Below are 24,888 nucleotides of genomic sequence, written 5' to 3' on the forward strand. Positions count from 1 at the left end.
ATCCGTGGCTTCTGCATAGGCAAGAAGAACTGGGTGATGATTGATACTGTTGCAGGCGCTAAGTCCAGTGCAATCGCTTACAGTATTGCTGAAACAGCAAAGGCAAACCACTTGAAGCCTTATGAGTATTTCAAACACTTACTCACAGTAATTCCTGATCACATGGATGATACGGATCGAAGCTTCCTAGAAGAACTTCTTCCTTGGTCAGATGAATTACCAGCTGAGTGCAGAAAACCAATGAAGTAAATGTCACGACTACGGGCGTGACTTAATTAAAAGGAGGTACCGGTGGTTTACCGGTTACGTTATTTCTATCATCATAACACAAAAAGAATGCCACTGGGGCATTCTCCGACTGCATCAAAAACGACCGACACTTGTCGGCCGTTTTTAAATCCTATGAATGATTAGACTGGGTTACAACTTTTGAAATATAAGCGATTCCATAATGCTTATAATTACCGGTACTTCCATCCGTACTTTCCCAGGTTGCAAGATGGTATCCCGGAGTCAGACTGCCGCTACCGATATTGGTGGAACATTTCGCACTTGCACTTGAAACGCTCTTTCCAATTGACACATTATAAATCGGTCTGTTTCTATCAACCTCACCGTAACGGTATTCATAACCGACTCCACCGGTTGTTGTCGCTCCCATAATCTTGGAAGTTTCTGAAGTCTCTCCACAGCTTCCATGTTTCTTACCATCTGAATTCGAACCCCAATTATAGGTTACCGTGCCAATTCCATCCCCAATATAATTCTTATAAGATCCCGGAATCGCACATGTAAAATTCGCATAATAATCAGAACCTTCACATGTTGCCACATACTCATTTGGAACAAAATTCTCAACTAAAACTTCAGGTCTCATCCACCGTTTTTTCATTACTCTACCTCCACTAAAATTCCTAAATTCACTGACTCAATCACAAACTCTTTTACATCCCCGCTAATCTGTTCCGGATTCCCTTCATACTCAGCTTCCACTCTTTTTATGACATCCTCTATGGTACTTGGCTCTTGAAATTCTTTCCACAAAAATCCCGCCGTATCATTCGGTGTCATAACAGCATTGGAAATCTCACTTGTTGCATCAATTGGAACAATTACATATTCTCCTGCAATCTGTCTAAGTACAAACCCAGAGCTGATGCGATATCTACGATTGATGTTGCTTTCTTTGCCGTCCACATCACACCTGCTTTCCAATAGTTCCTTAAATACTTCTTTCAAATAATAAATTATAAACTTATTTTGAAAGATTATCAAGTCTACTTCTACAACAATATTATAAAACATTTTCATGCAAAATCCAATCATAATACCGTTTTTTCTACATAGTATTCATTTTTGTATCTCTTTTGGCTGCATTATTGCCGACCTGTCTATTATCTGCGAGTCACCTTCCATGATTTTAAATAACTTTTTTGTTCCGGTGTAATCCTGCTGCTCTCCACACTTTTTTGAATCGCTTTGTTATGCGTCCAGTCATCTAGCCTTTTTTGTTCTATATATGGAAGTACGCTTTCGTATTGCTTAGCTAAAGCAGTTGCAAAATACCATGCAATCATCATATTGATGTAATACTCTTTACTTCTTAATCCGGCAACCATCTTCGGATACTCCGGCGCAAAATCTTCATCTAGAAAATGCTTCATCAGCATCCCTATTCCAAATCTTACTGTATAAGTTTTCTCAGAATGAATCCACACCTTTATGCGTTGCAAAAGTACCGTCTTATACTTTTTAAAAATTTTCGGTGACATCTGATCACAGGTAGCCCAGTTATCCACATGCGGCAGGAATTTTTCCAGCTCGTTCAAACACTCATCTAGATTTTTCATCTCTGAGATTATAAACGCATGCAATTGGTTTTCTTCAAAATACTGATGTGGCAATTCATCCAAAAACACCTTATATGTGTCATCTTTTCTTAATTCTTTTGCAATTGTCTTAAGCTGCGGCGTCCTTACGCCAATTATGGCCTTTGCATCTATCGAAGGAATGATCTTGATTTGCATATCGCGATATTTAAGGTCTTGAAGTTCCAACAATTTCTTGTACAAATTCATGCCGTCCACTTGCATCCTCCCCTTTCACAAAGCTTTGCATTTATATCTTTTTACCTTTTCTTCCATTTGAGCAAAAATGCAGAATTCACAATTACAATTACCGAACCTGCATTATGTACCAATGCTCCTACTACAGGATTTAATATTCCCGTGATTGCCAAGATGATTGCCACAAAATTAAGGATCATCGAAAATGTAAGATTTACCTTGATTATGTTCATCATATGCTTAGAAAGACCAATCAGGTGTGGAAGATTCTCGATTTCATCGTTTACAAGCACTATATCTGCTGCATCCACTGCTATATCAGAACCTATTTTCCCCATTGCAATCCCAACCGTTGCTTTTTTTAATGCCAAAGCGTCATTAATACCGTCTCCTATCATACAGATTCTTTCGCTTCTAGCCATCTCATTTTCAATATAATTCATCTTATCTTCAGGCAGACATTGATACTGAACTTTTGATATGCCGGTTTTCTTTCCAATTTCAATGGCCGCATTCTTATTATCGCCGGTTAACAAAACAGGCTCTACGTTACAATCCTTAATTCTTTTTATTGTATCATGCGCATTTATCCTAATGGTATCTGCCAGCGCTATAAATCCTATACACTCCAAATCGGCACTAATCCATGTAATCGTACACCCTTTTTCCATGTACGCGGCGGCTATATTCTTTTTTTCTTCTGGTACTAGGATTCCATAATCTTCTAATAAGAATTCATTTCCCAGTAAATAGTCTACTCCTGCAAGGTTGCCTGCAACGCCTCTTCCTGGAAGCATTTTAAAATGTTCAACATCTGCAAAATATGCGTTTCTAGCTTTTGCATACCGGTAAATTGCCTGACCTAATGGATGCTCCGATTTTTGTTCAATACTTCCCACCACACTACATATCTTAGCTTCATCCCAGTTCGCTAAACTGCACTTAATGGCCACCACTTCCGGTTTTCCATAGGTTAACGTTCCAGTCTTATCAAAAGCAATCTTTTTGACGGAAGCTAATCTTTCTAAGGCATCCCCTTCTCTAACCAGCAATCCATGTTTTGTGATATTTCCAATGGCTGCCATAATTGCCGTTGGGGTAGCAAGCACAAGCGAGCACGGACAAAAGACAACCAATATTGTAACCGATCGAATTATTTCATGTGTAAAAATAAAAGTACAAACAGCCGCTACCACTGCAATAATTACAATCCATACCGCCCATCTGTCCGCAAGACGCACTACCTTCGCTTTACTAACATCTGCCGCTTGAACCAACCGAATCATTCTTTGAATAGAACTATTCTCATCCGTTTTCATAACTCTCATTTCAAATGAGCCATACTGATTCAAAGTTCCACTGTATACCTCATCCCCTTCCTTCTTATCCACAGGAAGCGATTCGCCTGTAAGGCTCGCCTGATTAATTAAGGTTTTTCCCTTTATAATCACCCCATCTACAGGAATTGTCTCACCCGGATTCACTCTAACAATATCCCCCACCGCAATCTTTTCTGCCGGAGTAATGCTCTCATGATTGTCACGTATCACCCTTGCTTGGCGAGGTGTCAGTTTTACCAGATTTTCTATATTCGATCTCGTTCTAGAAACAGTCAACTCTTCAAGAAGGCTACCTAATTGCATAATAAAGGCGACCTCACCTGCTGCAAAATATTCTCCAATAAAAACCGCTGCTACCAGTGCAAGCGCAACTAATACATCTGCCGTGATATCATGATCTCTAAATAGTCCTATTATTGCGGAAACCACAATAGGAATACCGCATAAAATAATAGCCAGCCATGCCATATCCAGATTCCAACGATTACTTGTAAGCATACTGATTATCAACCCTAATCCAGAAACAACAAGCAATAGGATATCTTTTCTTATACCTCCATATTCAAATAATTCTTCTATTTTGTCAAACATACTCTCCTCTTTCCATACCCATAGGGGTATATGTAATTTCGCCCTCATTATACCCATAGGGGTATGTGCATGTCAACCATAATCGTGTATGATGGATTTAGATTATATAATTCGGAGGAGTACTATGAAACAGTGTATGGATTCAGACAATCTTCATAGAAGACTTAAGAAAATAATTGGTCAGGTTAACGCAATTGACAGAATGGTCGATGAGGATGTTCCTTGTGAGGATGTTCTTGCACAGATTAATGCTGCGAAATCCGCGCTTAATAAAGTAGGGCAGGTTGTCTTAGAAGGGCATATTACTCATTGTATCAAGGATGCTATTGAACGTGGGGATGAAAAAGAAATAAAGAATTTTACCAAAGCAATTGAACGCTTTGCCAATATGCAGTAATAACCATTTCAGACGTGAATACCGAAGTGTCCGGCAACAAGATGAAGATGAGTTCTTTTTTCGATAATCCGCTATACTTTATCTGCCAACCTATTCAGCACCGTCTCCAGTGTACTGATTTCGGAAGGAGTGAGTCCCTTATACAGGTCAGCCAGGCGGTCTGTGTTGGCTGCCGTAATAGCCTTATACTTTTCCCATCCCTCTTGGGTCAGGTAAAGTTTCTTTAAACGCTTATCATCTGCATTTTTCTTTATTTCGATCAAGCCCCCGGTTTCAAGAAGCTTTACGTTTCTCGCAATGGCAGCCTTATCAATGCACAGAAGTGAGGCAATACCTTCCTGTGTGATCCCTTCCGATGCACCTATATTTGATATCACAACACTTTCTGAAAAGGAAATTCCTAAATCCTTTAAGAAGCTATTTGCATAATTCAAATAGCTTCTATACAGGATTCCAACGTTTTGAAAAATGTTTCTATCCATTCTCTACCTCCAAGAAAAAATCTTCTACAATAGCGATAAACTGATCCGGTACCTCAAGATTTGTTACGTGGCCCGAGTCCACATATAAGTATTTTCCATCGCTGAGGCAATCCATAGCCACTTCTGCCATTTCCTTTGACATCGCCCCATCCAGGGTTCCATCAGCCAGATAACCTGTGTTGGCCTGAATCAACAACACCGGACAGTCTATCTTCTTTAGCGCTTCCTCATGATCGAAATCCTCATTCCAAGTGCCATCATAGAAGGCAGCTCCAAAAGTTGGATCATAATAGTCCAGCCCACGCAGCATTTCCTGAACTGACACAGGCATGAAGGCAATCTCAAGAGGCTCATCACTGTGGAAGGTGCGATAGATGGTCACCATACCCTTAATTAATTTTTCTGCTCCTGGAAACACATATGTGGCAAAGAACTGCTTGCTGTTATCAATCCAGTACATGAGGTAATCGCCATCATAGTCCTCTGACTCCAAAGCATTGTGGCTCTGGGTAAAAGCTTTATTGGCAACAGTTGTCTTAACAGCAGGATACTCCGACGAAAATAGAGGAGGATCTTCCAATATTACCGCTTTCACCACATCGCCTCTGTTAGCCGCAAGATATGTAGCTAGAAGCCCCCCTGATGAGTTGCCGGTCACATAAACTTCCGTGCCGATAACCTCATCGATGAAGCGGCCTAGATCATTTCCTATGTTTTCGGCGCTCATCACGTAGCCTTCTGGTACTATAGTCTTGCCATGTCCCGGATAGTCGATAGCGTATACATGAAAGCCTTTTGAAAGCTCCGGCAGAACAGCGCTGTACGTGTACCAGTCCAGTAGTTGTGCGTGAAGTAGGACAAGAGCCGGACCGTTATCAGGTCCTTCAGCATAGTTAAAGGTTACGCTGCCCACCTGCACCTGCTTTTCCACTATTCCCGCCTCGACCAGTTCTTTGTCCGCAGGATTTTTATATGTTGCAACATAAATGATCAGTCCACACAATATCAGTACAAGTGCGCAGATCAGTATTAAAAGAAATCTTACCACTTTTTTCATTTCTTGGTCTCCACAAACAAATTGACTGAGTCAACCATATATTATATTGTTGACTCAGTCAAGTATTTAAAAATATTTTTTTATCCAAGTTTGATAACCTGGAAGATATTATTTATAATGCCTCTTCAAAAGTTTATGATGCCAAATGACCCTAACAACTGTAGGAGCAATAACTCCTGCAATCAAAGAAATTCAAGAGTACTGGCCATCGATTTCTTTCATGCCTCTTGTTACTATATCTTTAGTATCGTCTTTCCCTTCGATCCACCGGAAGCCACTTTCTTCAGTGCCTTGTTCACTACTTTTTTTACTTTCTATTTTTGTAAATCAACTGCTCCTGGCAGTATCCTGCCTTTAAAGTTCTCGCAGTCGCATTCCCCATGGAACAAGAGCATGCTGACCTTCCCTGTCATACCATTTGTATCTTCTACTGTCTAAGAAAAAAATGACGATGATATGTATTGTCAAAGTTTAGGAACGTATAGTATCTATCGTCTTACGAATATCGTCTTCAGTGTGTGCATCGCTTATAAACATTGCCTCAAACTGGGATGGAGCTATATTAATACCATTGTCCAGCATGTGACCAAAATATTCTGCATAGGCTTTTGTATCTGAAGTTGCAGCATCATTATAATTTGATACCTGCCTGTCTGTAAAAAATACACTCATAAGAGAGCCAACTCTGTTAACCGTCTTATAACCGGCTGATATATATGCTTTTTCCAGCTGTGCTGCCTTATCATCTATTCTCTTATAAATGTCCTGATCATCCATTAATAGCTTAAGTGTTGCAAGTCCTGCTGCCGTAGCTATAGGATTGCCGGAAAGAGTACCTGCCTGGTACACACTGCCAAGTGGAGATATAACTTCCATAATATCCTTTCTGCCGCCATATGCAGCTAGTGGCATTCCTCCTCCAATTATCTTGCCCATAGTAATGAGATCCGGCTTTACTCCATAGTACTGCGCGGCACCACCTATTGAGAGCCTAAATCCTGTTATAACTTCATCAAATATCAGAACTGTTCCATATTTAGTAGTTATATCTCTAAGGAACTGTAGAAATCCTTCCTCAGGTGGTACAACACCCATGTTAGCAGCAACTGGCTCTACAACAAGGGCTGCAATTGATTCTCCATATCGGCCAAATAACTCTCTTACTGATTCTTCATTATTATATTCTGCAACAAGTGTACAGTCTGTGTATGCTTTGGGAACACCGGCACTATCAGGTACTGCATTAGTTATTAGTCCAGATCCTGACTTTACCAGTAGGCCATCTGAATGGCCATGGTAGCATCCTGTAAACTTCAAAATCAAATCTCTTCCTGTATATCCACGTGCGGCCCTTACAGCACTCATTACAGCCTCTGTTCCAGAGCTTACAAGTCTTACCATTTCTATTGCTGGAACAGCAGCCATTATCAGTTCTGCAAGTTCTGATTCTCTTCTGGTAGGTGCTCCAAATGTAAGCCCCTTTGCACATGCCTTTGTAACAGCATCTATTACTATAGGATGTGCATGTCCCAGAATACCTGGTCCCCATGAGCAGACATAATCAATATATTCATTACCATCAACATCTACAATCTTACTGCCCATGGCATGATCTATAAATATCGGATTACGTCCAACTGCCTTGAATGCTCTTACTGGAGAGTTGACTCCGCCTGGCATAAGTGTCTGTGCTTTTTCAAATAACTGTTCTGATTGTATAGTTGTAATTCCCATTATTTTTTATCTTCCTTCATGTATCTCTTTCATCCATTTGGCTGCATCAAGTGCATGATAGGTAATGATTATGGATGCCCCGGCTCTCCTCATTGCATAGAGATTCTCCATAACTATTCTCTTCTCATCAATCCAGCCCTTTTCTGCAGCAGCCTTAACCATGGAATATTCACCGCTTACGTTATATACAGCAATTGGATAATCAAATGTTTCTGATGCTTCTTTTACAACATCTAGATAAGCAAGAGCTGGCTTGACCATTACTATATCCGCTCCCATTTCTATATCATTTTGTATCTCTCTTATGCCTTCAACACCATTTCTAGGATCCATCTGATAAGATCTTCTGTCTCCAAAACCTGGTGCAGATCCGGCTGCATTTCTAAATGGCGAATAATATCCTGAAGCATATTTGGCACTATAACCCATTATTGGAACATTACTGTATCCGTTGGCATCGAGTACATCACGAATGGATTCTACATCTCCATCCATCATATCAGATGGCGCAACCATATCAGCTCCTGCCTGCACGGTGGTAACAGCCATCTGTGCCAAAAGAGGTAGTGTCTCATCATTAAGTATTGTTCTGCCGCTTATAAGACCGCAGTGACCGTGATCTGTATATTCACACAGGCATATATCAGCTATTACTATAAGACCTGGATGCCTATCCTTAATATATCTGATAGCCCTCTGCACTATTCCATCTGGATTATAGGCATCGCTTCCCTTTGCATCCTTATGCTTAGGTATTCCAAATATAAGAATACCTGAAATACCGCTTTCATATACTTCATCAATTATAGAATCTAGTCTGTCTATAGAATATCTGTATACTCCAGGCATAGAATCTACAGGCTCAGTTATGTTTACTCCATCTATTACAAAAAGAGGATATATAAAATCTCTTACATCAAGTCTTGTCTCAGCCACAAGATCTCTTAATCTTTCTGTTTGTCTAAGTCTTCTAAATCTGTACATAATATCAATATCTCCCTTTATATCCATATACATGCTGCATTTATAGACATATACTATTATCCATAATCATCCGCAGCTATTGTGATCAGCCAGTATTGCCTCCACAATTCCTTCTGCAGTAGCCTTCTGAGCTACAATACAATCATATACTCCAGCCTCCGTAAGAGCCTTTTGTGTATACTTACCAATGCAAACAGCTCTTACACCTTCTGGTATTACTCCGCCATTTTGCATAAATAGTCTTACACCCTCTGCACTTGCAAAAGTTATATAGTCATAAACTCCATCCATCAAACATACACGTTCTATCTGTTCTGATATATGGTCATTTGCAATCGTATCATATAATGCTATTTCATCAAATGATACACCTGCTTTTTGCAATTTAGATGCAAGAACATCATTTCCCTTTGAAGCTCTTGGTATGAGTACATTGTATCTGCTTGTTGAATCAACTTTATTACCGATAACATACTCATCTTTTTTACTTGCATTAGCTCTTTGAATTATGAGCCTAGCCAGTCCATCCGAAGTGTATTCATCAGGAATTCCATCAGCATTTATTCCATATTCCTTAAGATAGCTGGCTGTACTACTTCCAATTGCAAGAATATCTATATTATAAAGGCTTCTGATATCTACTCCGCTCTTATTAAGCCTTTCCATGAATATCCTAATGGCATTTCTACCTGTAAAAGCTATAGCTCCATATTCTCTGTTGATAATACCCGAAAACACTTGGTCTACTTTATGTTCTTGTTCTATTTCTTTAATCTGTAAAACAGGTAATTTAGTTACTCTTGCCCCATGCTCCTGCATAAGTTCTTCTTCTCTTTTACAGAAATCCATTGTTCCGCAGGCAATAATATTTATGCCTTCAAGACCATCTCTTACATTGCTGTTAAGATTAAGTTCCGATACCTTGCCTACAACAATTATTGCAGGTGAGATAACATTAGAATCCGCCTTACATCTATCCGTAATAGTACCCAGAGTTCCTCTTAGTACATACTGATTGAGCATAGTTCCATTACTTATAACTGCTGCAGGGATATTCTCATCCATTCCTGATCTGATAAGGCTATCTGTAATATTTCCTATTGCTCCCAGTCCCATTAGGAATACCAGCGTTCCACTCGTATGTGCAAGTGCTTCAAAATCTATATCATCCTTAATCTCTCCACTTGCAGTATGTCCAGTTATTACTGTAAAAGACCTTGCCATATTTCTGTTAGTTACAGGAATACCTGCAGCCATAGGAACTGCCACAGCAGAAGTTATTCCCGGAACGACTTCATATGGAATCCCATTTTTCTTAAGTTCTTCACACTCTTCCGGACCTCTCCCAAAAACAAATGGGTCTCCGCCTTTTAGCCTTAGTACAGTATTTCCTTCCATAGCCTTTTGTACTATAAGCCTGCTAATTTCATCCTGTTTCATAGAATGGTGTCCGGCTCTCTTACCGGCATATATTTTTTCTGCGTCTGTGCGGCACAATGCAAGAGCCTCTATATCTACAAGGCTGTCATATATAATTACGTCACATTTCTGCAAGAGCCTTTTGACCTTAACCGTCATATATTCAATATTTCCAGGTCCCGCTCCTGCTATATATACATATTTTCTTTTCACTAATTATTTTTCCTTAATTTAATCTGTTCTCTAATATCGTCTACAGCTGTATCTATTTCTTCTATATTGCAGGTTCTAACTGCTATATCACTATTTTTATAAAAAGCTGATATCTTAATATGATTTTTTGTTTCAGACAGGTATTTGATATTAACAGCTGCTGCATCATGACAGTCTGCATTTAACATTTTCATTAGAGCTCTTTCATGATCAAAAATAAATTTAGTGTTTGCATCATTTATTTCTGAAATAATGTCTGCTACAGGATTTCCTTTAATTGTCTCTACAGCTATTATCCCCTGGCATGAAGCCGGAATCATATATTCATCAGGAACAGGGACAGCAATTATTCCGTTTTCTGCAAGATTAATTCCAAGTCTCTTAATTCCAGCTGATGCTAGTAGTGTTGCATCACATTCTCCTACTGCAAGTTTGGTCAGCCTTGTAGGAACATTACCTCTTAGAAGTGTAGTACTGCTTCCAGGCAGAAGTCTCTTAATAAGCTCTTCTCTTCTGGGACTTGAAGTTCCGATAGTAATATTAAAATTCATATTATTATGGATTTCAGCATCTTCTATATTCTGCAGATTACTAATATATTCAAGCGCTTTTCTAGCATCTGGATTTGTATTACGATCTGCAATGATAAACAAATCAGCATCATCTTCTCTTGGAAGCACAGCTGGAATTATAAATGGTTCAGGTGTATAAGATGGCATATCCTTACCACTATGAACAGCAATATCTATATCACCTGCTGCAAGGCGCTCTTCTATCTCTTTGAGGAAGAGTCCTTTACCGCCAATTGCAGCAAGCGATTTATCTGTTATCTTATCTCCGCTTGTCTTGATAATTACATTTTGAATTTCTATTTCCGGATGTTTCTCATGAATAAGGTCTGCGACTATCTGCACTTGTTTAAGAGCCAGCGCGCTTCCCCTTGTACCAACTCTGATAATATTCATACCTGTCCTCATATCTTGAAATAATTACCCCGCATTTATCAGTTCATTTAGTAGTTCTCTTAATATCACAGCCCTTTTAGCCTGATCCGGCTCGCTCTTTTTGAGTTTTTCTCTCTCTTTTCCCATAATATCAGCGATTTCTCCAATATTATCAGGGAGATTATCCTTTAGAATATCTCTTATATACTGCGTAATAACAGGGCCTTTACCGCCACTTGATATACCACATATAATATCTCCATTTTTGTAAATAGAAGAAAAAATAAAACTACACAGCTCTGTATCATCAACTACGTTAATCGGTATTCTTCTGGATTTACAATATCTACTAATTATAATATTCACGTCTCTGTTATTTGTAGCAGCTACTACAAAGCTGATATTACCTTCTCGCAGCTCTTCATCTAGAAGTGCCTCCGTAAATTCTGCCTTAATAATCTTTACATCATTACAGACAGACATTTTCTCTATCTCTTCATCTATCATAGGGGCTATTACTACAACTTTAGCCCCGTACTCCAGAACGTCTTTTATCTTTCTCGATGCTACTTTGCCGGCTCCTATAACTACAACCTTGGTATCATCAAGATTTATATATAATGGAAAATAAGCCATAATTCACTCCATCTTTTATATCTGAATTAAATAAGGTTTCCAAGTAACCAGTCTGCTATTTGTTCTACCTGTTCTTTATCTGCTTTTTTTCTAAGACCATATACTAATTTATCAATTCCATTTGCCGATATCATTTCCCGTATTTCCGGAAGTTTTGTAATTATTTCATGTAGCCTTAGTTCTTTTTCTATTTCATCAGCATGCATATCAGCTTTTTTTCTAGCATCTAGTGCCTTTTCTGCCTTGAGATTATTATTATGTTCTGATAACTGTTTAAAATAGTCTATAGTCACAAGTCTGCAATTATCCAGTTCTTCAATACTACTATCTATATCAGGTGGAACTGCAAGATCGATAAATATACGCTTCCTGTCGTTTCCAACTGTTTTAATATATTCATCTGCTGTTACTGTATAATGAGGGGATTCTGTTGAACTTATAATGATATCCATATCTCTCATAAGCTCATATCTGTCATGAAACTCTGCCATTTTAATCTGAGGATATGATGGTAACAACCCTTCAGCATTGTGCTTTCTGGTTGTCCCTGTAACAATTACTCCACCTTTAGCCACAATATTCTTGGCTGTAATATTGCCAATCTTACCAGTTATTCCAAGTATCATAACCTTATTACCGTAGCCTTCTGATATTAGACTACTGACCATATTTGCAACAAGTGTACCTATAGATACAGGTGTTGTAGATAGTCCTGTACTAGTCTTAATCTCTTTAGCTGCTGCTATAGCCATCTGAAAAATGGTATTGAGTTCATAATCAGTTGCTCCTGATTCATGAGCTTCGTAATAAGCTTCTTTGATCTGCCTTAGAATCTCATCTTCTCCAAGTACCATTGAATCAATTCCACATGCAACTCTTGTAAGATGCCTTATAGCCCTGCTTCCAGTATAGATCCCCAGATATCCAATCGCATGTGAATGAGGAACATTCTTGTATCTGCACAGGAACTTCTCCACTTCCTTAACGTTTTCATCATCACCATTCCAGAATATCTCGCATCTATTACAGGTACTTAATATTACACATTCTCTTATCTCCGGGAATATCTCAAATAGCTGTCTTCTAAATTCTTTTTTGTCTTCATCACTAAATGCAAATCTTGAACGTTCTTCAAGGCCTGCTTTTTTATGGCTTATGCTAATAATATTCATATCTCAGATTTTATCACTTTACTTCAGATAAATATAGCCAGAATGGAGCTTGTATCTAATAATTTTCAACATGCTCCATTCTGGCATTATTGATATTTCCTGTTATTACTCTTCAACCTTTTTGACAAAAAGGTCATAAGTACCATCATCATTTTCTGATATCTTAAGTATCTGATGTCCCTCATCTTTAAGACTTCTAGGTACATTCTTGATAGGCTCTCCATCGTTCATGTGAACTTTTAGTATCTGTCCATCATCGAGCTCTTCTATTGCAACCTTGGCCTTTACAAATGTTACCGGACATACAACGTCTGTGATATCTACTGTATCGTCAAACTGAATTTCTATATCAGCCATATTTATTCCTCCTCTATTTCTTTTTTATTATGAGTTATAAGCTTCTCGTACTGCCTTTTCAAGCTCCTGTCTGCCAACTCTCTCAATAGTGAATTTGAAACGTTCACCTGGATTTGCATGTTCGTTAAAAAATCCTATTGTTGCATCACACACTTTCATAAGCTTGTCATGGTCTTCTATAAAAGGAATTATTGGCTCACCTTTACTGATATGATTACCAAACAATCCTCCAAAGCTTACGATATATCCTGGGATAGTATCAAAACTATCAGTAGGACAACCAAATGCACAACGTCCGCAGTAATTACATTTTTCTCTGTCTATCTCAACAACACCATCTGTAATAGTGATAGCTTTTTCACGACATACCTTGGCGCAGAGTCCACAGTTAATGCAGCTTTCCTTTTTCCAGTCAACCTTCAGTCCTCCCTTAATACCAAGATCATTTTCCTCAGCTTTAAGGCAGTTATTCTGACAGGCCGTAATTCCAAATTTGAACTTGTGAGGAAGCTCTCTGCCAAAATATCTCTGATCCAATTCCTGTGCAAGTTTTTCAGATTCAATACATCCATTAGGACATGTCTCTGAACCCTGGCAGGCTGTAATAGTTCTAACTCTTGGGCCGCATACACCTGGCGCTACATCTCCTTCTGCAAGGGCTTCTTTTACTTCATCTATATCTTCAAGACGGATAAATGGGATTTCTACCCCCTGTCTTGAAGTTAGATGTACATATCCATGTCCATATTGATCAGCTACTTCTGATATTTTGGCCAGCTGTCTTGCAGTAACTTGTCCGCCAACTACTCTGAGTCTTAGAGAAAAATGGTTTTTCTGCTTCTGTCTCATGAAGCCGCCTTTTTTTAATGTTGCATAATCAACTGCCATAATCTGTCTCCTACAATTTTTAAATTTGCTTAAGTTCTTCCTTAGTAACTATTCCTTCCTCAACATGAAATGAGTTGAGAACCGGGTTGTTATCATCCATAAGTGATAGGATCATATAACTTGCATCCTTATCATATGCAAGTCTTTTATCTTCTTCTGAAGGTCTTGATGGACTCTCAGGATGTGAATGCCAGTTGCCAAGTGGCTTAAGTCCATTAGACCTCATATCCTTAATTGACTGAATATGCTCCTTAGGATCAATTGAGAAATGTTCATTGGAGTGGTCTATATTAGTCAGTAAATACACCTTCTCAATTCTCCTTACACCATCATCTCCATCAGTACCAGCAATCAGTCCACATGCCTCATTAGGCAGTTCCTGTCTTGCATATTCCAGAATCTTGTTATAGTCATCTCTTGTAATTTCAATTCTCATAATTAAAAGTTCCTTTTTCTAATTAATCAGGCATGTATCTAGTCACCAGGATGCCATTCGCAAGCAGCCTGCGCATAGTCTATAAGTTCTGTAATAGTTGGCTCATCAGAACATACGGCGCAGCCCTTTCCTCTGGCTGGAAGCTTAACTTTTCTAAATTCCATCGTGAGTGCGTCATATGTCAGCAGATATCCTACTAGTAGTTCACCAACTCCTGTTATGTATTTAACTGCTTCCATAGCCTGAAGTGATCCAATAACACCTCCCATAGCTCCGATCACTCCAGCCTGCTTACATGTTGGTACAGCTTCTGGTGGTGGTGGATTCTTGAATACACATCTGTAGCAAGGTCCTTCTCCTGGAACAATTGTCATAAGCTGCCCTTTAAATCTGATGATTCCTGCGTGTGACAGTGGCTTACGCTCCTGTACGCATGCATCATTTATTAAAAATTTGGCAGGAAAATTGTCAGTTCCATCAATTACAAAATCATAATCTCTTATAAGATCTTTGATATTCTCACTTGTAACAAACTCATGGTATGTATTAACTGTTATGTCTGGGTTTATTGCCAGCATAGATTCTTTGGCAGATTCCACTTTGAGTTTGCCTATGTCATTAGTTGAATGTATTACCTGTCTCTGAAGATTGGACAGATCAACTACATCTGCGTCTACAATTCCGATTGTACCAACGCCGGCAGCTGCCAGATACAGCGCTGCAGGTGCACCAAGTCCGCCAGCTCCTATTATCAGTACTTTACTGTTTAAGAGCTTTTTCTGACCTTTTACACCTATTTCTTTTAAAATAATATGTCTGGAATAACGCTCCAGCTGTTCATTTGTAAAAGCCATTTCTATACCTTTCTATTTATCATAATCAAATGTCATACACTTTATCTCTGTCCGCCACCCATGAAATACAAGAATTCAACTTCATCGCCTTCGTTTAATTCAAGAGTTTCAAATTCATCTCTTTTGGCAAATTCCTCATTAACTGAAACTGTTACATATTCTGGAGACTCTACATTTTCAAGTTCAATTAACTGTGCAATTGTAGTTCCGTTTTCTATTTCTTTTTTTGATCCTGCTACTGTTATTGTCATTTTTCTACTCTCCTTTATTTATTATCCTTTTTATCTAATTCTTCATTTGCCTTTTCAATTGCCTGTGTAAAATCATATATAAGGTCTTCTGCATCCTCTATACCTACGCTTATCCTGATTGTATCTTCATAGACTCCTGCAGCTTCCTGCTGTGCCTTGTCTGAATGTATATACAGTGTTGACTGAGGATGAATTGCAAGAGTTCTGATATCGCCAATATTACTAGCTATATGGACATATTTCAGGTTATTAATTACTTTATAAGCCTTTTCTCTAGAGCCAACACGTATTGTCAGGATTGCTCCTCCGTTTCCATTAAGCTCTGTCTTATATAGCTCATGGTATGGGTGACTATTAAGAGACAGATAATTAACTGTAATCCCATCTATCTCGTTAAGTGCTCTTGCCAGCTTGTCTGCATTTTCATTAACTCTCTGCATTCTGAGCCCTAGTGTCTCCATTCCTATTATGTTGTAATAGGCATTCTGCGGAGCAAGACAACTTCCAAAATTCTCCCATGTATCTGTTCTAAGTCTTACCATGTATGCCATGTTCTGATATTTACTAAAATCTTCAAGGGCCCTGAACTTATCAAAATCCCATTTAAACTTGCCACTATCAACTATTATTCCACTTATTGAATTGCCTCCGCCATTTATATACTTGGACGATGAATGAACTACTATATCCGCTCCCAGCTTAATAGGATTAATTACTGCCGGTGTTGCAGTAGTACTGTCAACAATAAGCGGTATATTATGTTCATGTGCAAATTCAGAAATACTCTTTATATCCAGAACATTTAGAGCTGGATTACTGACTACTTCTCCAAATATTACTCTAGTTCTGTCATTTATTACTTTGCTGGCATTCTCTTTAGTAAGTGGATTTACAAAATGAGTTTTTATTCCAAATTTTTCCAGATCCTTGAATAAATCCAGTGTTCCTCCATATAATCCAGAACTTGTAATAATCTCATCCCCTGCAGTCAGTATATTAATAAGTGATAATGTAACAGCTGCCATCCCAGAGCTACAGGCTAGGGCGGAAGATCCGCCCTCTAATTCACATACCCTCTGCTCAAATGCTGCGACTGTAGGATTACCGATTCTGGTGTATGCATATCCCATTGCTTTATGTGTAAATACCTTTTCTTGCTGCTCAGCACTTTCATAGGCAAATGCGCTGACCTGTGCTATCGCTGGAAGGGTCGCTCCATCGCTATATGGCTGTATACTCTTACCATGTAACAGCTTTGTATTAAAATTCATATAATCCCCCTTTCCATTTATAATTTTTGAATTCTAGATAATGGTACATCCTATATGGCAGTAACTGTTAATACATATAAACTATACCTTGCTATAATCATTTGCTATAACCGTTATCAGATATAATCAGCATTTCTGGAAATGCTCTCTGTATTAGAAGATATCTTTCTGACATATTCATATATTGATTCAATATCTGTTCCGGTTAGCGCAGACCATTTATTGTAATAATTCTCTGAGCCTATGGAATTTCTGATTTCAGTAGTGTCAGTACCCTTTGCAACAACGTACAATACAATTACACCGGCCTGCTGAAGAGCTCTTAGAACCTTTATGTCAGTTGCTGTATCTATGTTCTGATACAGATAAGCGTGTCTACTGTCTGACAGAAGTCTTAATTCTACTGCTCTTGCCTTATCATAGGTCAAATCTGGTTCCTGCAGTGCAACTTCTACTACTGCGGATTTATGACCAATAAGTGCTGCCCTTTTATCCGGTGTAAGAACTGTATCATCTGATTCTGCCTCTGATATTCCTGTTACTATTCCGCATGCAGAAGTCATATTGGTCACACGGTCAATCAATATCAGCTCTCCCAGAGTCTTATGCTCCTTGAAGATGTCTACAACAATTTTGTCTGCAAAAGAAATATTGACAGAAGCTATTTCATTTTTGCTAAGAGAATTTGTTACCTGCTCCTCTCCAGTATTAACATTTATAGAGTAGATAATATCTGTAAGTGTGGCAGGAATTGTTTTGGTTCCCAGTTTTACAAGAAAGTTTCCGTCTTTCAGAAGGTCTGTATCATCCATCCATAGAATCGTTGCCGATACAGATGATGCGATTTTAACTCCGCTTTCTCTTTCCAGAACGCTTCCTCTTGATACATCAATTTCTCTGTCAAGCTGCAAAGTAACGGGCTGTCCAACTGTTGCTGTATTCTGGTTGTTTCCAGCTACTATAAGTGACTTAACATGCGCTTTTTCCTTACCAGGAAGTGCTACTATCTCATCACCTACAGAGATTTTTCCAGATTCTATCTGACCTTGAAATCCTCTAAATGTATGGTCAGGACGGCAAACTCTCTGAACCGGGAGATAGAATCCTTTTTCTACTACAGTATCTTCCACATCTATCTGTTCAAGATATTCAAGAAGTGCTGGTCCTTCATACCATGAAGTATTAGTACTTCTGACAGTTACATTGTCTCCTTCTGTCGCAGATACAGGTATCAGCTTGACGCTGTGAAGATTAAGTTCTCTTGAAAGCTCCTGTACCTGTTCAGATATCTCCTCAAAACGTTCTCTGCTATATCCCACAAGATCCATCTTGTTGATTGCAAAGACAAAGAATTTGATTCCCATAAGAGCACAGATTCTGGCATGTCTTCTTGTCTGCACCAACACGCCCTGTTTGGCATCAATAAGAATAACAGCAAGGTCTGCAAATGATGCTCCAACAGCCATATTTCTCGTATACTCCTCATGTCCTGGAGTATCAGCTACAATGAAACTTCTGTTATCTGTAGTGAAGTATCTGTAGGCTACATCAATTGTGATGCCCTGCTCTCTTTCTGCCATAAGACCATCTAACAAAAGTGAATAGTCTATTTCTCCACCTCTGCTTCCTACTTTTGAATCTAGTAACAGGGCTTTTTCCTGATCTGCATATAGCAGCTTGGAATCATATAATATGTGTCCTATGAGTGTTGATTTTCCATCATCAACACTTCCGCAAGTTATAAATTTAAGAAGTCCTTTCATCCTAGAAATAGCCCTCCTTCTTTCTCTTCTCCATGCTGGCCACTCCGCCATCATGATCTATTACTCTGCTGGTTCTCTCTGACTCAACCGAACTAAGTGTCTCTTCTATAATTTCATCAAGTGTAGATGCCTTTGATTCAACCCCGCCTGTTAATGGATAGCATCCAAGTGTTCTGAATCTGACACTCTTATACTCTATTTTTTCTCCATCTCTGAGCTTAAATCTGTCATCGTCTACCATAATAATGTTGCCGTCTCTTTCGATAACAGGTCTTTCCTTGGCAAAATATAATGGAACTATTTCAATCTGCTCTCTCTGGATATATTGCCATATATCTTTTTCAGTCCAGTTAGATATTGGAAATACTCTTATGCTCTCGCCTTTGTGAATCTGTGCATTATATAGCTTCCACATCTCAGGCCTCTGATTTTTGGGATCCCATGCCTGCGCTTCATTTCTAAATGAAAAGATTCTCTCTTTAGCTCTGGACTTCTCTTCATCTCGTCTTCCTCCACCAAATGCTGCTGTAAATTTGTATTTGGCAAGTGCCTGTTTAAGTGCCTGTGTCTTCATGATGTCTGTATATGCTGAGCCATGATCAAATGGATTTATACCATCTTTTACTCCCTGCTCATTGGTATGCACAAGCATCTCTATTCCATACTTCTCTGCTACATGATCTCTGAACTCAATCATTTCGTGGAATTTCCATGTTGTATCTACATGTAAAAAAGGAAATGGTGGCTTTTCAGGATAAAAGGCCTTGAGCGCAAGATGTAACATTACCGAGCTGTCCTTTCCTATTGAGTACAGCATTACTGGATTCTCACATTCAGCAGCTACTTCTCGTATTATGTATATAGCTTCTGCTTCAAGAGCATCCAGATGTGATAAATTTCCCATAATTTATATCTCCTTAGTATTTATTTGATTTCTGCGTATCTATTACAATTACTCTTTCAACTTTGTCCGGACTTATTACTTTCCAAGTGACCGTTCTATTGTCATCACCATATGTATATGTAAGAGTGCTGCCTCTTCCCCCTATATCAGCTCCGAGGAAAAACTTAACAGCTTCAACCTTGCATTCCTTAAGACATGAGGTACATCCCCAACAGTCTTCCGGATGTCTGATAACTGCTTTATGATCTGTAATCTTAAGCAGATTACCCGGACATACATCAGCGCATTTTCCACATCCCACACACTTATTCCTGTCTATGAATATGCTCATACCGAAGCCACCTCCTTATGCGCTGTACCTTGCCAATATTGAAGGATCTGTGTAGTGTCCATCAGTTCCTTTAATATGCTCTACAAGATTTCTCTCTATTATCTCTATCTCTCCATCTGGAAGCCTTCTGGAATTAACATATTTGAGCCATTTACTGCTCTTATCTGGATAATCTGTATTTTCTGCGAAACTATGCCATCTTGTTTCTTTTCGTGCCTTCAGATGAGCTATAACATTTAAACATACGATAAGTCTTTCTCTTATTTCATATATTCTGAGAAGATCATCCATATCTACTGCTCTTAGCTGTGGCAATATTCTCTGAAGTCTTTCTATATGTTCTCTTGCAAGGCCCAGTTCCGCTTCGTTATATTGATAGTTTCTGGATATTCCACCTGCATATTCATCCATTGCTTTCTGCATGGCCATTTCCATCTGGTCTATAGTAATAGTTGCTACAAAGTCTTCTACGTTATCTTTATTTTTCAGATATGATTCATATTCTCTAAATTTATCTGTAACTATCTGCCTTATAAACAAATCTATATTTTCAGTAACATCTTTTTGGGTTTCTAATCGTCTCTTACTATCTATGTCTTGTGCAATCGCTTCAGCAGCTATTTCGCCCTCTGCCAGTGCACCTGTAACATATTTCTGTGGTGCGCCTCCAGCAACATCTCCAGCAGCATACAGTCCCTTTATAGTTGTGCGCCTGTCGTTATCTACCCAGAATCCGCTTGCTGTATGCCCTCCAACTATATACGGTTCCGTACCTTCTATTTCAACTGGTTTGCCTTTCGGTCCTGCACCTGACTCCAGCCACTTAAGTGTCTGACTAGGTGCCATATTGAGGTATGCCTTATACAAGTCCTCTTCCTGTTCACTACTGATATGAGTCGTATCCAGATAACATGGTCCTCGCCCTTCTCTGTTCTCTGTGACCGTTCCGTACAATCTGTTAGATGTTGTGATTCCATATTTAGATTCATATACTTCACCTCTGGAATTGGTTTGCTTAGCTCCAACTCCTTGTGCAATCGTTCCCGTAGGAGCAATTGTGTCCTTACATCTAAGTGCTATGAATCTCATCTCAAATGTTGTCATCTCCGCACCTGCAAGTATTCCCATTGCATATCCGGCGCCTGTATTAAATGGAGGATACCACATCTTATGTCTTGAGAATCCCGGATTATTAGGTCTGTATAATCCAGCCGCTCCACCTGTTGCTATGAGAACGTTTACACATTTAAATGAAAAAAATTCCTCACAGGTTGTGCTAAATCCAACAGCTCCATATACAACTCCATCACGATATATAAGATCAGTAATATTTACATGATTTAGAATCTGTACATTAGGCTGCTGTCTAACAGCATCTGCAAGGATAGGTTTAATATTTTCTCCATTAATCTTGATATTGCGATTTCCCCTGCTGACATACTCTCCATTTGAATCCTTAAGTATTACGAGTCCCAAATCTTCCATAACTTTAGTTACACTATTAAGTCTATTGGACATCGATAAGAGCAGGTCTTCACGAACTATTCCATCCGCATCTTTTTTGCAATAATCAACGTATTGTTGTGCAGTCCTGCCTTTAGTAATGTATGCATTTATCGCATTAACTCCGGCAGCAAGGCATCCGCTTCTCTTAATATTTGCTTTTTCAACTATTATTACTTTTAAGTCTTTATTATTTTGTCCTAAGGTGTAGGCTGCATAACATCCTGCAGTACCACCACCTATTATCAGAACATCTGCTTCCAGCTCTGTATTATTCACACCTCTAATCTCCTACTAAATGCTATGAAAACGTTTACCATCCTTGTGACGTTCTAAATCATACCATATCGCTAGGAATAGGGATAATAGTTTTTTCATATTACTACATATAAGTTTTCGTTATATATGTATGTTTCTAATTGTTTGTCCTTAAAGCCTTTAGATACTTTTATCTGGAAGTTTTAACAAAGCATCAACAACCGGACGAATCATTTGTACCGATTCCACCTTGTTAATAGCACAGAGTTTTCGTCCTGCATCCTTACTGGATGCTCCACAATGGTATGCTTGCTCTGTTGATAATCCATAATCGAGTACAATAAGCCTATCATGACAATCAGTATTAGGCTTAATTCGAAGCGGTGGATATTGGTTTAGAAAATCGGCCGCAAACCACTGGTTCAAATTTTTAATCGAATAATTTTAACTACATATCCTCAAGACTCTCTATCTTTTTCAGTGCTTCCATATAAGCCATAAGACGCTTCTGCTGTTCTTCCTTGAGATTATGATAATCTTCAATCATCTGAACATCGCCTGGAGTGAATTTACTTTCTGGACTTGCTGCAGCAATTTCCTCTTCATCCTCAATTCCTTTACCGGTAAGCAATTGTTCCGGTGTAATCTGTAATACGTTGCAAATGTCCATTATCTTTTCTACAGTAGGATTAGTCTTTCTCTTTTTCCATTCGCTTATGGTACTGGTTGAAATACCTACCTGCTTTGCAAACTCCGCCTGAGTCATATTGCGTTCTTTCAAAACCTTTATAATTCTTTCGCTGATAATCATGAGTGATACCTCGCTTTCTGTTCACTTATATAACATTCATATTGGTGAATTTATTTTACCACGCCTCATGATATCCTTCAATGTTCTACTTCGTTTTCTTATTACGGAACTTCATATACGCTTTATAAGATTCATATATATATCTTTTTTGAAGATAGACATCAGGATCCAGTAATGAATCAAAATCAATTTCATCAGCGTATTTTGCTATTATATTTCCGATAAAGTTTGCAAGAGAACTCCATTCATCTTTGTCTTTTACTATCACTTTATTCTTCACAGTTATCCCCTTCCTTGAATGAGATTTTTGGCCTTTCACAAATTAGCAAGCAGTGCATCGGTGTACACCTGTGCGTTTGTCTCGTCATATAAAATGCGATATAATATAGATGTATAAATGTTTATTCTCACACTAGGAGATTATCTATGGTACAAAAGACTTATTCTTTCACCAACTATGAGGAATTGTTACCAATACTTGATGAAATTAAGACAGGCAGCAATTACAATTCTGCAAGCGGTGTCCTGATACAAATGTTTAATCCACGTCTTGATATTGATGAGCAGGCTGTTGTGGTGACCATTAATGAGCAGTGCCCAAAAGCCTGCGTCACCGGTATGACTGCAGCCAATATCGCCGATGTAAAATATGACATTTCCGACAGACCAATACAGCTTTCGGTATCCTACTTCTTTAAGACAACGCTTACATATCTTGAATATGATCTTAATGAAACCACTGCATTCGTGGCAGGTCGAAAAACTAACGAGGTACTTGAAAACACGCCTGATGCCTGCGCCATGCAGATAGTCTATGCTTCAAATCGTTCCACCATAACCACCTTTACCAGGGAATTTTTGCACCATGAAATACCAGTCTTTGGTGCCAAGGCCGGACGCAGTATCAGAGCTCTCAATCAGAATCATGTCTATGGAAAAAACTGTTATGACAACGCTATTATTGCTGTGATTTTCTGCAGTGAAGACCTAAGTGTTTATGTCGAGCACAATCTTGGATGGCAGGAGATTGGTATGGAGATGGCCATCACAAAAGTAGATGGAGACCACATCATCACAGAAATAGACGGAAAGCCTGCAGTAGAGATTTATGAAAAATATTTAAATGTAAAACCGGGACGTTATTTTGTTCAGAATGTCTGTGAATTTCCTCTGATCCTTCATCGCAATGACATTCTAATGGCCAGGGTTCCATCTGGCTGTGACGATAAAGGAGCCCTTCACTTTACAACTGACGTCTATCCCGGGGAGCACTTCCGTCTGTCCTATGCAGATCCTGTAAAGCTTGGACGTCTGTCAGCCCAGTCAGTAAGAGATCTTAAGTTTTTTGCTCCAGAAGCTTTATATGTGTTTGAATGTGGAAACCGAATGAGATTCTTAAAGCAGGGATATCAGGAAGAACTTGAAAGGTACAAGTCCGTTGTTCCTCAGATGTCTTTTACCACAGGATATGCGGAGATCATGGTGACACCAGACAGGCAGGGCGGCGACCTTAGCAGTGCACTTGTGGCTGTTGGCATGAAAGAAGAAGGCCATAAGAATCAGATAATCCCATGCAGGAGTATCGATACCAATTTCTTTGATGACTGCACAGAACTCTCCCAGAGTCAGAACGTCGAGATTCCATTTATCGATCGCATCCTGATCTTCCTTGAAAGCATGTCAAAAGAGCTTGATGACTTTAACAAAGAACTTGGAAAGATAGCAACTACAGACAGACTGACTCAGGTCTTTAACCGCTGGGAACTTGATAATAAGATATCTGCGGCCATGGAGCAGAAACAGACAGATTCAGAAAAAGAGTTTGCTCTTCTATTCATGGATATAGATCACTTCAAGCAGGTCAACGATACCTTTGGCCATGACGCTGGAGATGAAGTCCTTAGAAGCACTGTAAACCTGGTAAGAAACGAACTGAAAGAGGACTATGTATTTGGCAGATGGGGAGGCGAAGAATTTCTGTGCATGCTTCCTGCATCCAAGGAGGAAGCCCTTGAGTTCGCAGAGACAATACGAAGCCTTATCGATGAAGCCTACTTTGTAAATGTAAAACACGTAACCATCAGCATCGGTGTAACTATGGCAAAAGAAACAGATACCAAGGACAGCTTTATAAAAAGAGCTGACGATGGACTTTATGAGGCAAAGGAAACAGGAAGAAACAAGGTTGTATTTAAAGAATAACAATCTAACTCACCAGTAACGCAA

General features: G+C 39.0%; 28 protein-coding genes. 3 read left to right on the plus strand and 25 right to left on the minus strand.

All coding sequences use genetic code 11. The features are described from left to right. Positions 1–249 (plus strand): transposase domain-containing protein (locus BLS20_RS06225; RefSeq protein ID WP_143010235.1); only part of this gene is annotated, 249 nt, incomplete at its 5' end. Positions 250–400: 151 nt separating this feature from the next. Here the strand turns inward: BLS20_RS06225 and BLS20_RS06230 are convergent. From BLS20_RS06230 to BLS20_RS06245, 4 genes are all read right to left on the minus strand, one after another. Continuing rightward, entirely contained in the window at positions 401–892 is a 492-nt protein-coding gene (locus BLS20_RS06230) for a hypothetical protein (RefSeq protein ID WP_090173370.1), read from the minus strand. Next, positions 892–1,326, minus strand: a complete 435-nt coding sequence (locus BLS20_RS06235; protein WP_090173372.1) for a PqqD family protein — start codon at positions 1,324–1,326, stop codon at positions 892–894. The genes BLS20_RS06230 and BLS20_RS06235 overlap by 1 nt, the downstream gene beginning before the upstream one ends. A 68-nt stretch (positions 1,327–1,394) precedes the next feature. Then, complete coding sequence (locus BLS20_RS06240; RefSeq protein WP_423230172.1) at positions 1,395–2,078, minus strand: DNA alkylation repair protein; 684 nt, start codon at positions 2,076–2,078, stop codon at positions 1,395–1,397. A 50-nt stretch (positions 2,079–2,128) separates the two neighbouring features. Beyond that, the gene (locus BLS20_RS06245; protein WP_090173376.1) at positions 2,129–3,997 is read right to left on the minus strand and encodes a heavy metal translocating P-type ATPase; all 1,869 of its coding nucleotides are present in this window, start codon (positions 3,995–3,997) and stop codon (positions 2,129–2,131) included. Positions 3,998–4,121: 124 nt separating this feature from the next. On the opposite strand from BLS20_RS06245, the gene BLS20_RS06250 reads away from it, so the two are divergent. Then, positions 4,122–4,394: a metal-sensing transcriptional repressor gene (locus BLS20_RS06250; protein ID WP_090173378.1), complete on the plus strand. Its 273-nt coding sequence runs from the start codon at positions 4,122–4,124 to the stop codon at positions 4,392–4,394. Between the two features lie 71 nt (positions 4,395–4,465). Here BLS20_RS06250 and BLS20_RS06255 read toward each other — a convergent pair whose 3' ends face one another. The 21 genes from BLS20_RS06255 to BLS20_RS06355 form a co-directional block, all read right to left on the minus strand. Next, positions 4,466–4,876 carry a MarR family winged helix-turn-helix transcriptional regulator gene (locus tag BLS20_RS06255; protein ID WP_090173381.1) on the minus strand — a complete coding sequence of 137 codons (411 nt, stop codon included), beginning with the start codon at positions 4,874–4,876 and terminating at the stop codon, positions 4,466–4,468. Beyond that, positions 4,869–5,933 carry an alpha/beta fold hydrolase gene (locus BLS20_RS06260; RefSeq protein WP_090173383.1) on the minus strand — a complete coding sequence of 355 codons (1,065 nt, stop codon included), beginning with the start codon at positions 5,931–5,933 and terminating at the stop codon, positions 4,869–4,871. Before BLS20_RS06260 ends, BLS20_RS06255 begins: the two co-directional genes overlap by 8 nt. A 471-nt stretch (positions 5,934–6,404) precedes the next feature. Continuing rightward, positions 6,405–7,667 (minus strand): glutamate-1-semialdehyde 2,1-aminomutase, encoded by a 1,263-nt coding sequence (hemL, locus tag BLS20_RS06265; protein ID WP_176762316.1) that lies wholly within the window; start codon positions 7,665–7,667, stop codon positions 6,405–6,407. A gap of 6 nt (positions 7,668–7,673) precedes the next feature. After that, entirely contained in the window at positions 7,674–8,651 is a 978-nt protein-coding gene (gene hemB, locus BLS20_RS06270) for a porphobilinogen synthase (RefSeq protein WP_090173656.1), read from the minus strand. Between the two features lie 66 nt (positions 8,652–8,717). Next, on the minus strand, positions 8,718–10,283 hold the full coding sequence (cobA, locus tag BLS20_RS06275) for a uroporphyrinogen-III C-methyltransferase (RefSeq protein WP_090173386.1): 1,566 nt from the start codon (positions 10,281–10,283) through the stop codon (positions 8,718–8,720). Beyond that, complete coding sequence (locus BLS20_RS06280) at positions 10,283–11,248, minus strand: hydroxymethylbilane synthase (protein WP_176762317.1); 966 nt, start codon at positions 11,246–11,248, stop codon at positions 10,283–10,285. The genes cobA and BLS20_RS06280 overlap by 1 nt, the downstream gene beginning before the upstream one ends. Positions 11,249–11,272: 24 nt before the next feature. Next, complete coding sequence (locus BLS20_RS06285; RefSeq protein WP_090173390.1) at positions 11,273–11,863, minus strand: precorrin-2 dehydrogenase/sirohydrochlorin ferrochelatase family protein; 591 nt, start codon at positions 11,861–11,863, stop codon at positions 11,273–11,275. 26 nt (positions 11,864–11,889) lie between these two features. Further along, positions 11,890–13,035 (minus strand): glutamyl-tRNA reductase, encoded by a 1,146-nt coding sequence (gene hemA, locus BLS20_RS06290; RefSeq protein WP_090173392.1) that lies wholly within the window; start codon positions 13,033–13,035, stop codon positions 11,890–11,892. Between the two features lie 105 nt (positions 13,036–13,140). After that, a complete protein-coding gene (locus BLS20_RS06295) occupies positions 13,141–13,392 on the minus strand; it encodes a sulfurtransferase TusA family protein (RefSeq protein ID WP_090173394.1) in 252 nt (83 codons plus the stop codon). A gap of 27 nt (positions 13,393–13,419) precedes the next feature. Beyond that, positions 13,420–14,280 carry a 4Fe-4S binding protein gene (locus BLS20_RS06300; RefSeq protein WP_090173397.1) on the minus strand — a complete coding sequence of 287 codons (861 nt, stop codon included), beginning with the start codon at positions 14,278–14,280 and terminating at the stop codon, positions 13,420–13,422. A 19-nt stretch (positions 14,281–14,299) separates the two neighbouring features. Further along, positions 14,300–14,716 (minus strand): M67 family metallopeptidase, encoded by a 417-nt coding sequence (locus tag BLS20_RS06305; RefSeq protein WP_090173399.1) that lies wholly within the window; start codon positions 14,714–14,716, stop codon positions 14,300–14,302. A 38-nt stretch (positions 14,717–14,754) separates the two neighbouring features. Next, positions 14,755–15,570 carry a thiazole biosynthesis adenylyltransferase ThiF gene (gene thiF, locus BLS20_RS06310; protein ID WP_090173401.1) on the minus strand — a complete coding sequence of 272 codons (816 nt, stop codon included), beginning with the start codon at positions 15,568–15,570 and terminating at the stop codon, positions 14,755–14,757. 41 nt (positions 15,571–15,611) lie between these two features. After that, positions 15,612–15,821: a sulfur carrier protein ThiS gene (thiS, locus tag BLS20_RS06315; RefSeq protein WP_090173403.1), complete on the minus strand. Its 210-nt coding sequence runs from the start codon at positions 15,819–15,821 to the stop codon at positions 15,612–15,614. Between the two features lie 14 nt (positions 15,822–15,835). Then, on the minus strand, positions 15,836–17,092 hold the full coding sequence (locus BLS20_RS06320; protein WP_090173405.1) for an O-acetylhomoserine aminocarboxypropyltransferase/cysteine synthase family protein: 1,257 nt from the start codon (positions 17,090–17,092) through the stop codon (positions 15,836–15,838). A gap of 116 nt (positions 17,093–17,208) precedes the next feature. After that, positions 17,209–18,855, minus strand: coding sequence for a sulfate adenylyltransferase subunit 1 (locus BLS20_RS06325; RefSeq protein WP_090173407.1), 1,647 nt, complete (start codon positions 18,853–18,855; stop codon positions 17,209–17,211). Between the two features lies 1 nt (position 18,856). Continuing rightward, a complete protein-coding gene (cysD, locus tag BLS20_RS06330) occupies positions 18,857–19,759 on the minus strand; it encodes a sulfate adenylyltransferase subunit CysD (protein WP_090173409.1) in 903 nt (300 codons plus the stop codon). A gap of 13 nt (positions 19,760–19,772) precedes the next feature. Continuing rightward, positions 19,773–20,090, minus strand: coding sequence for a 4Fe-4S dicluster domain-containing protein (locus tag BLS20_RS06335; RefSeq protein WP_090173411.1), 318 nt, complete (start codon positions 20,088–20,090; stop codon positions 19,773–19,775). A gap of 15 nt (positions 20,091–20,105) precedes the next feature. After that, on the minus strand, positions 20,106–21,872 hold the full coding sequence (locus tag BLS20_RS06340) for an adenylyl-sulfate reductase subunit alpha (RefSeq protein WP_176762318.1): 1,767 nt from the start codon (positions 21,870–21,872) through the stop codon (positions 20,106–20,108). Between the two features lie 159 nt (positions 21,873–22,031). Then, positions 22,032–22,277 carry a hypothetical protein gene (locus tag BLS20_RS06345; RefSeq protein ID WP_176762319.1) on the minus strand — a complete coding sequence of 82 codons (246 nt, stop codon included), beginning with the start codon at positions 22,275–22,277 and terminating at the stop codon, positions 22,032–22,034. Between the two features lie 22 nt (positions 22,278–22,299). Then, positions 22,300–22,662: a helix-turn-helix domain-containing protein gene (locus tag BLS20_RS06350; protein WP_027207030.1), complete on the minus strand. Its 363-nt coding sequence runs from the start codon at positions 22,660–22,662 to the stop codon at positions 22,300–22,302. 85 nt (positions 22,663–22,747) lie between these two features. Beyond that, the gene (locus BLS20_RS06355; protein ID WP_090173415.1) at positions 22,748–22,942 is read right to left on the minus strand and encodes a hypothetical protein; all 195 of its coding nucleotides are present in this window, start codon (positions 22,940–22,942) and stop codon (positions 22,748–22,750) included. Between the two features lie 146 nt (positions 22,943–23,088). Here BLS20_RS06355 and BLS20_RS06360 point away from each other — a divergent pair, with 146 nt between their 5' ends. Beyond that, entirely contained in the window at positions 23,089–24,864 is a 1,776-nt protein-coding gene (locus tag BLS20_RS06360; RefSeq protein WP_090173418.1) for a sensor domain-containing diguanylate cyclase, read from the plus strand. Positions 24,865–24,888: the final 24 nt, after the last annotated feature.

The sequence above is a fragment of the Eubacterium oxidoreducens genome, assembly GCF_900104415.1.
In the GTDB taxonomy this organism is placed as follows: Bacteria; Bacillota; Clostridia; order Lachnospirales; family Lachnospiraceae; genus Eubacterium_C; species Eubacterium_C oxidoreducens.

Bases quoted from the DNA above. Each gene is read 5' to 3' on its own strand.
- BLS20_RS06305 (WP_090173399.1), bottom strand. From the start codon at position 14,716: ATGAGAATTGAAATTACAAGAGATGACTATAACAAGATTCTGGAATAT.
- hemB (WP_090173656.1), bottom strand. From the start codon at position 8,651: ATGTACAGATTTAGAAGACTTAGACAAACAGAAAGATTAAGAGATCTT.
- BLS20_RS06320 (WP_090173405.1), bottom strand. From the start codon at position 17,092: ATGAATTTTAATACAAAGCTGTTACATGGTAAGAGTATACAGCCATAT.
- BLS20_RS06260 (WP_090173383.1), bottom strand. From the start codon at position 5,933: ATGAAAAAAGTGGTAAGATTTCTTTTAATACTGATCTGCGCACTTGTA.
- BLS20_RS06335 (WP_090173411.1), bottom strand. From the start codon at position 20,090: ATGAGCATATTCATAGACAGGAATAAGTGTGTGGGATGTGGAAAATGC.
- thiF (WP_090173401.1), bottom strand. From the start codon at position 15,570: ATGGCTTTTACAAATGAACAGCTGGAGCGTTATTCCAGACATATTATT.
- BLS20_RS06325 (WP_090173407.1), bottom strand. From the start codon at position 18,855: ATGAAAGGACTTCTTAAATTTATAACTTGCGGAAGTGTTGATGATGGA.
- BLS20_RS06350 (WP_027207030.1), bottom strand. From the start codon at position 22,662: ATGATTATCAGCGAAAGAATTATAAAGGTTTTGAAAGAACGCAATATG.
- BLS20_RS06255 (WP_090173381.1), bottom strand. From the start codon at position 4,876: ATGGATAGAAACATTTTTCAAAACGTTGGAATCCTGTATAGAAGCTAT.
- BLS20_RS06250 (WP_090173378.1), top strand. From the start codon at position 4,122: ATGAAACAGTGTATGGATTCAGACAATCTTCATAGAAGACTTAAGAAA.
- hemA (WP_090173392.1), bottom strand. From the start codon at position 13,035: ATGAATATTATTAGCATAAGCCATAAAAAAGCAGGCCTTGAAGAACGT.
- BLS20_RS06285 (WP_090173390.1), bottom strand. From the start codon at position 11,863: ATGGCTTATTTTCCATTATATATAAATCTTGATGATACCAAGGTTGTA.
- BLS20_RS06240 (WP_423230172.1), bottom strand. From the start codon at position 2,078: ATGAATTTGTACAAGAAATTGTTGGAACTTCAAGACCTTAAATATCGC.
- BLS20_RS06230 (WP_090173370.1), bottom strand. From the start codon at position 892: ATGAAAAAACGGTGGATGAGACCTGAAGTTTTAGTTGAGAATTTTGTT.
- BLS20_RS06300 (WP_090173397.1), bottom strand. From the start codon at position 14,280: ATGGCAGTTGATTATGCAACATTAAAAAAAGGCGGCTTCATGAGACAG.
- BLS20_RS06235 (WP_090173372.1), bottom strand. From the start codon at position 1,326: ATGATTGGATTTTGCATGAAAATGTTTTATAATATTGTTGTAGAAGTA.
- cysD (WP_090173409.1), bottom strand. From the start codon at position 19,759: ATGGGAAATTTATCACATCTGGATGCTCTTGAAGCAGAAGCTATATAC.
- BLS20_RS06360 (WP_090173418.1), top strand. From the start codon at position 23,089: ATGGTACAAAAGACTTATTCTTTCACCAACTATGAGGAATTGTTACCA.
- hemL (WP_176762316.1), bottom strand. From the start codon at position 7,667: ATGGGAATTACAACTATACAATCAGAACAGTTATTTGAAAAAGCACAG.
- BLS20_RS06280 (WP_176762317.1), bottom strand. From the start codon at position 11,248: ATGAATATTATCAGAGTTGGTACAAGGGGAAGCGCGCTGGCTCTTAAA.
- BLS20_RS06295 (WP_090173394.1), bottom strand. From the start codon at position 13,392: ATGGCTGATATAGAAATTCAGTTTGACGATACAGTAGATATCACAGAC.
- BLS20_RS06245 (WP_090173376.1), bottom strand. From the start codon at position 3,997: ATGTTTGACAAAATAGAAGAATTATTTGAATATGGAGGTATAAGAAAA.
- thiS (WP_090173403.1), bottom strand. From the start codon at position 15,821: ATGACAATAACAGTAGCAGGATCAAAAAAAGAAATAGAAAACGGAACT.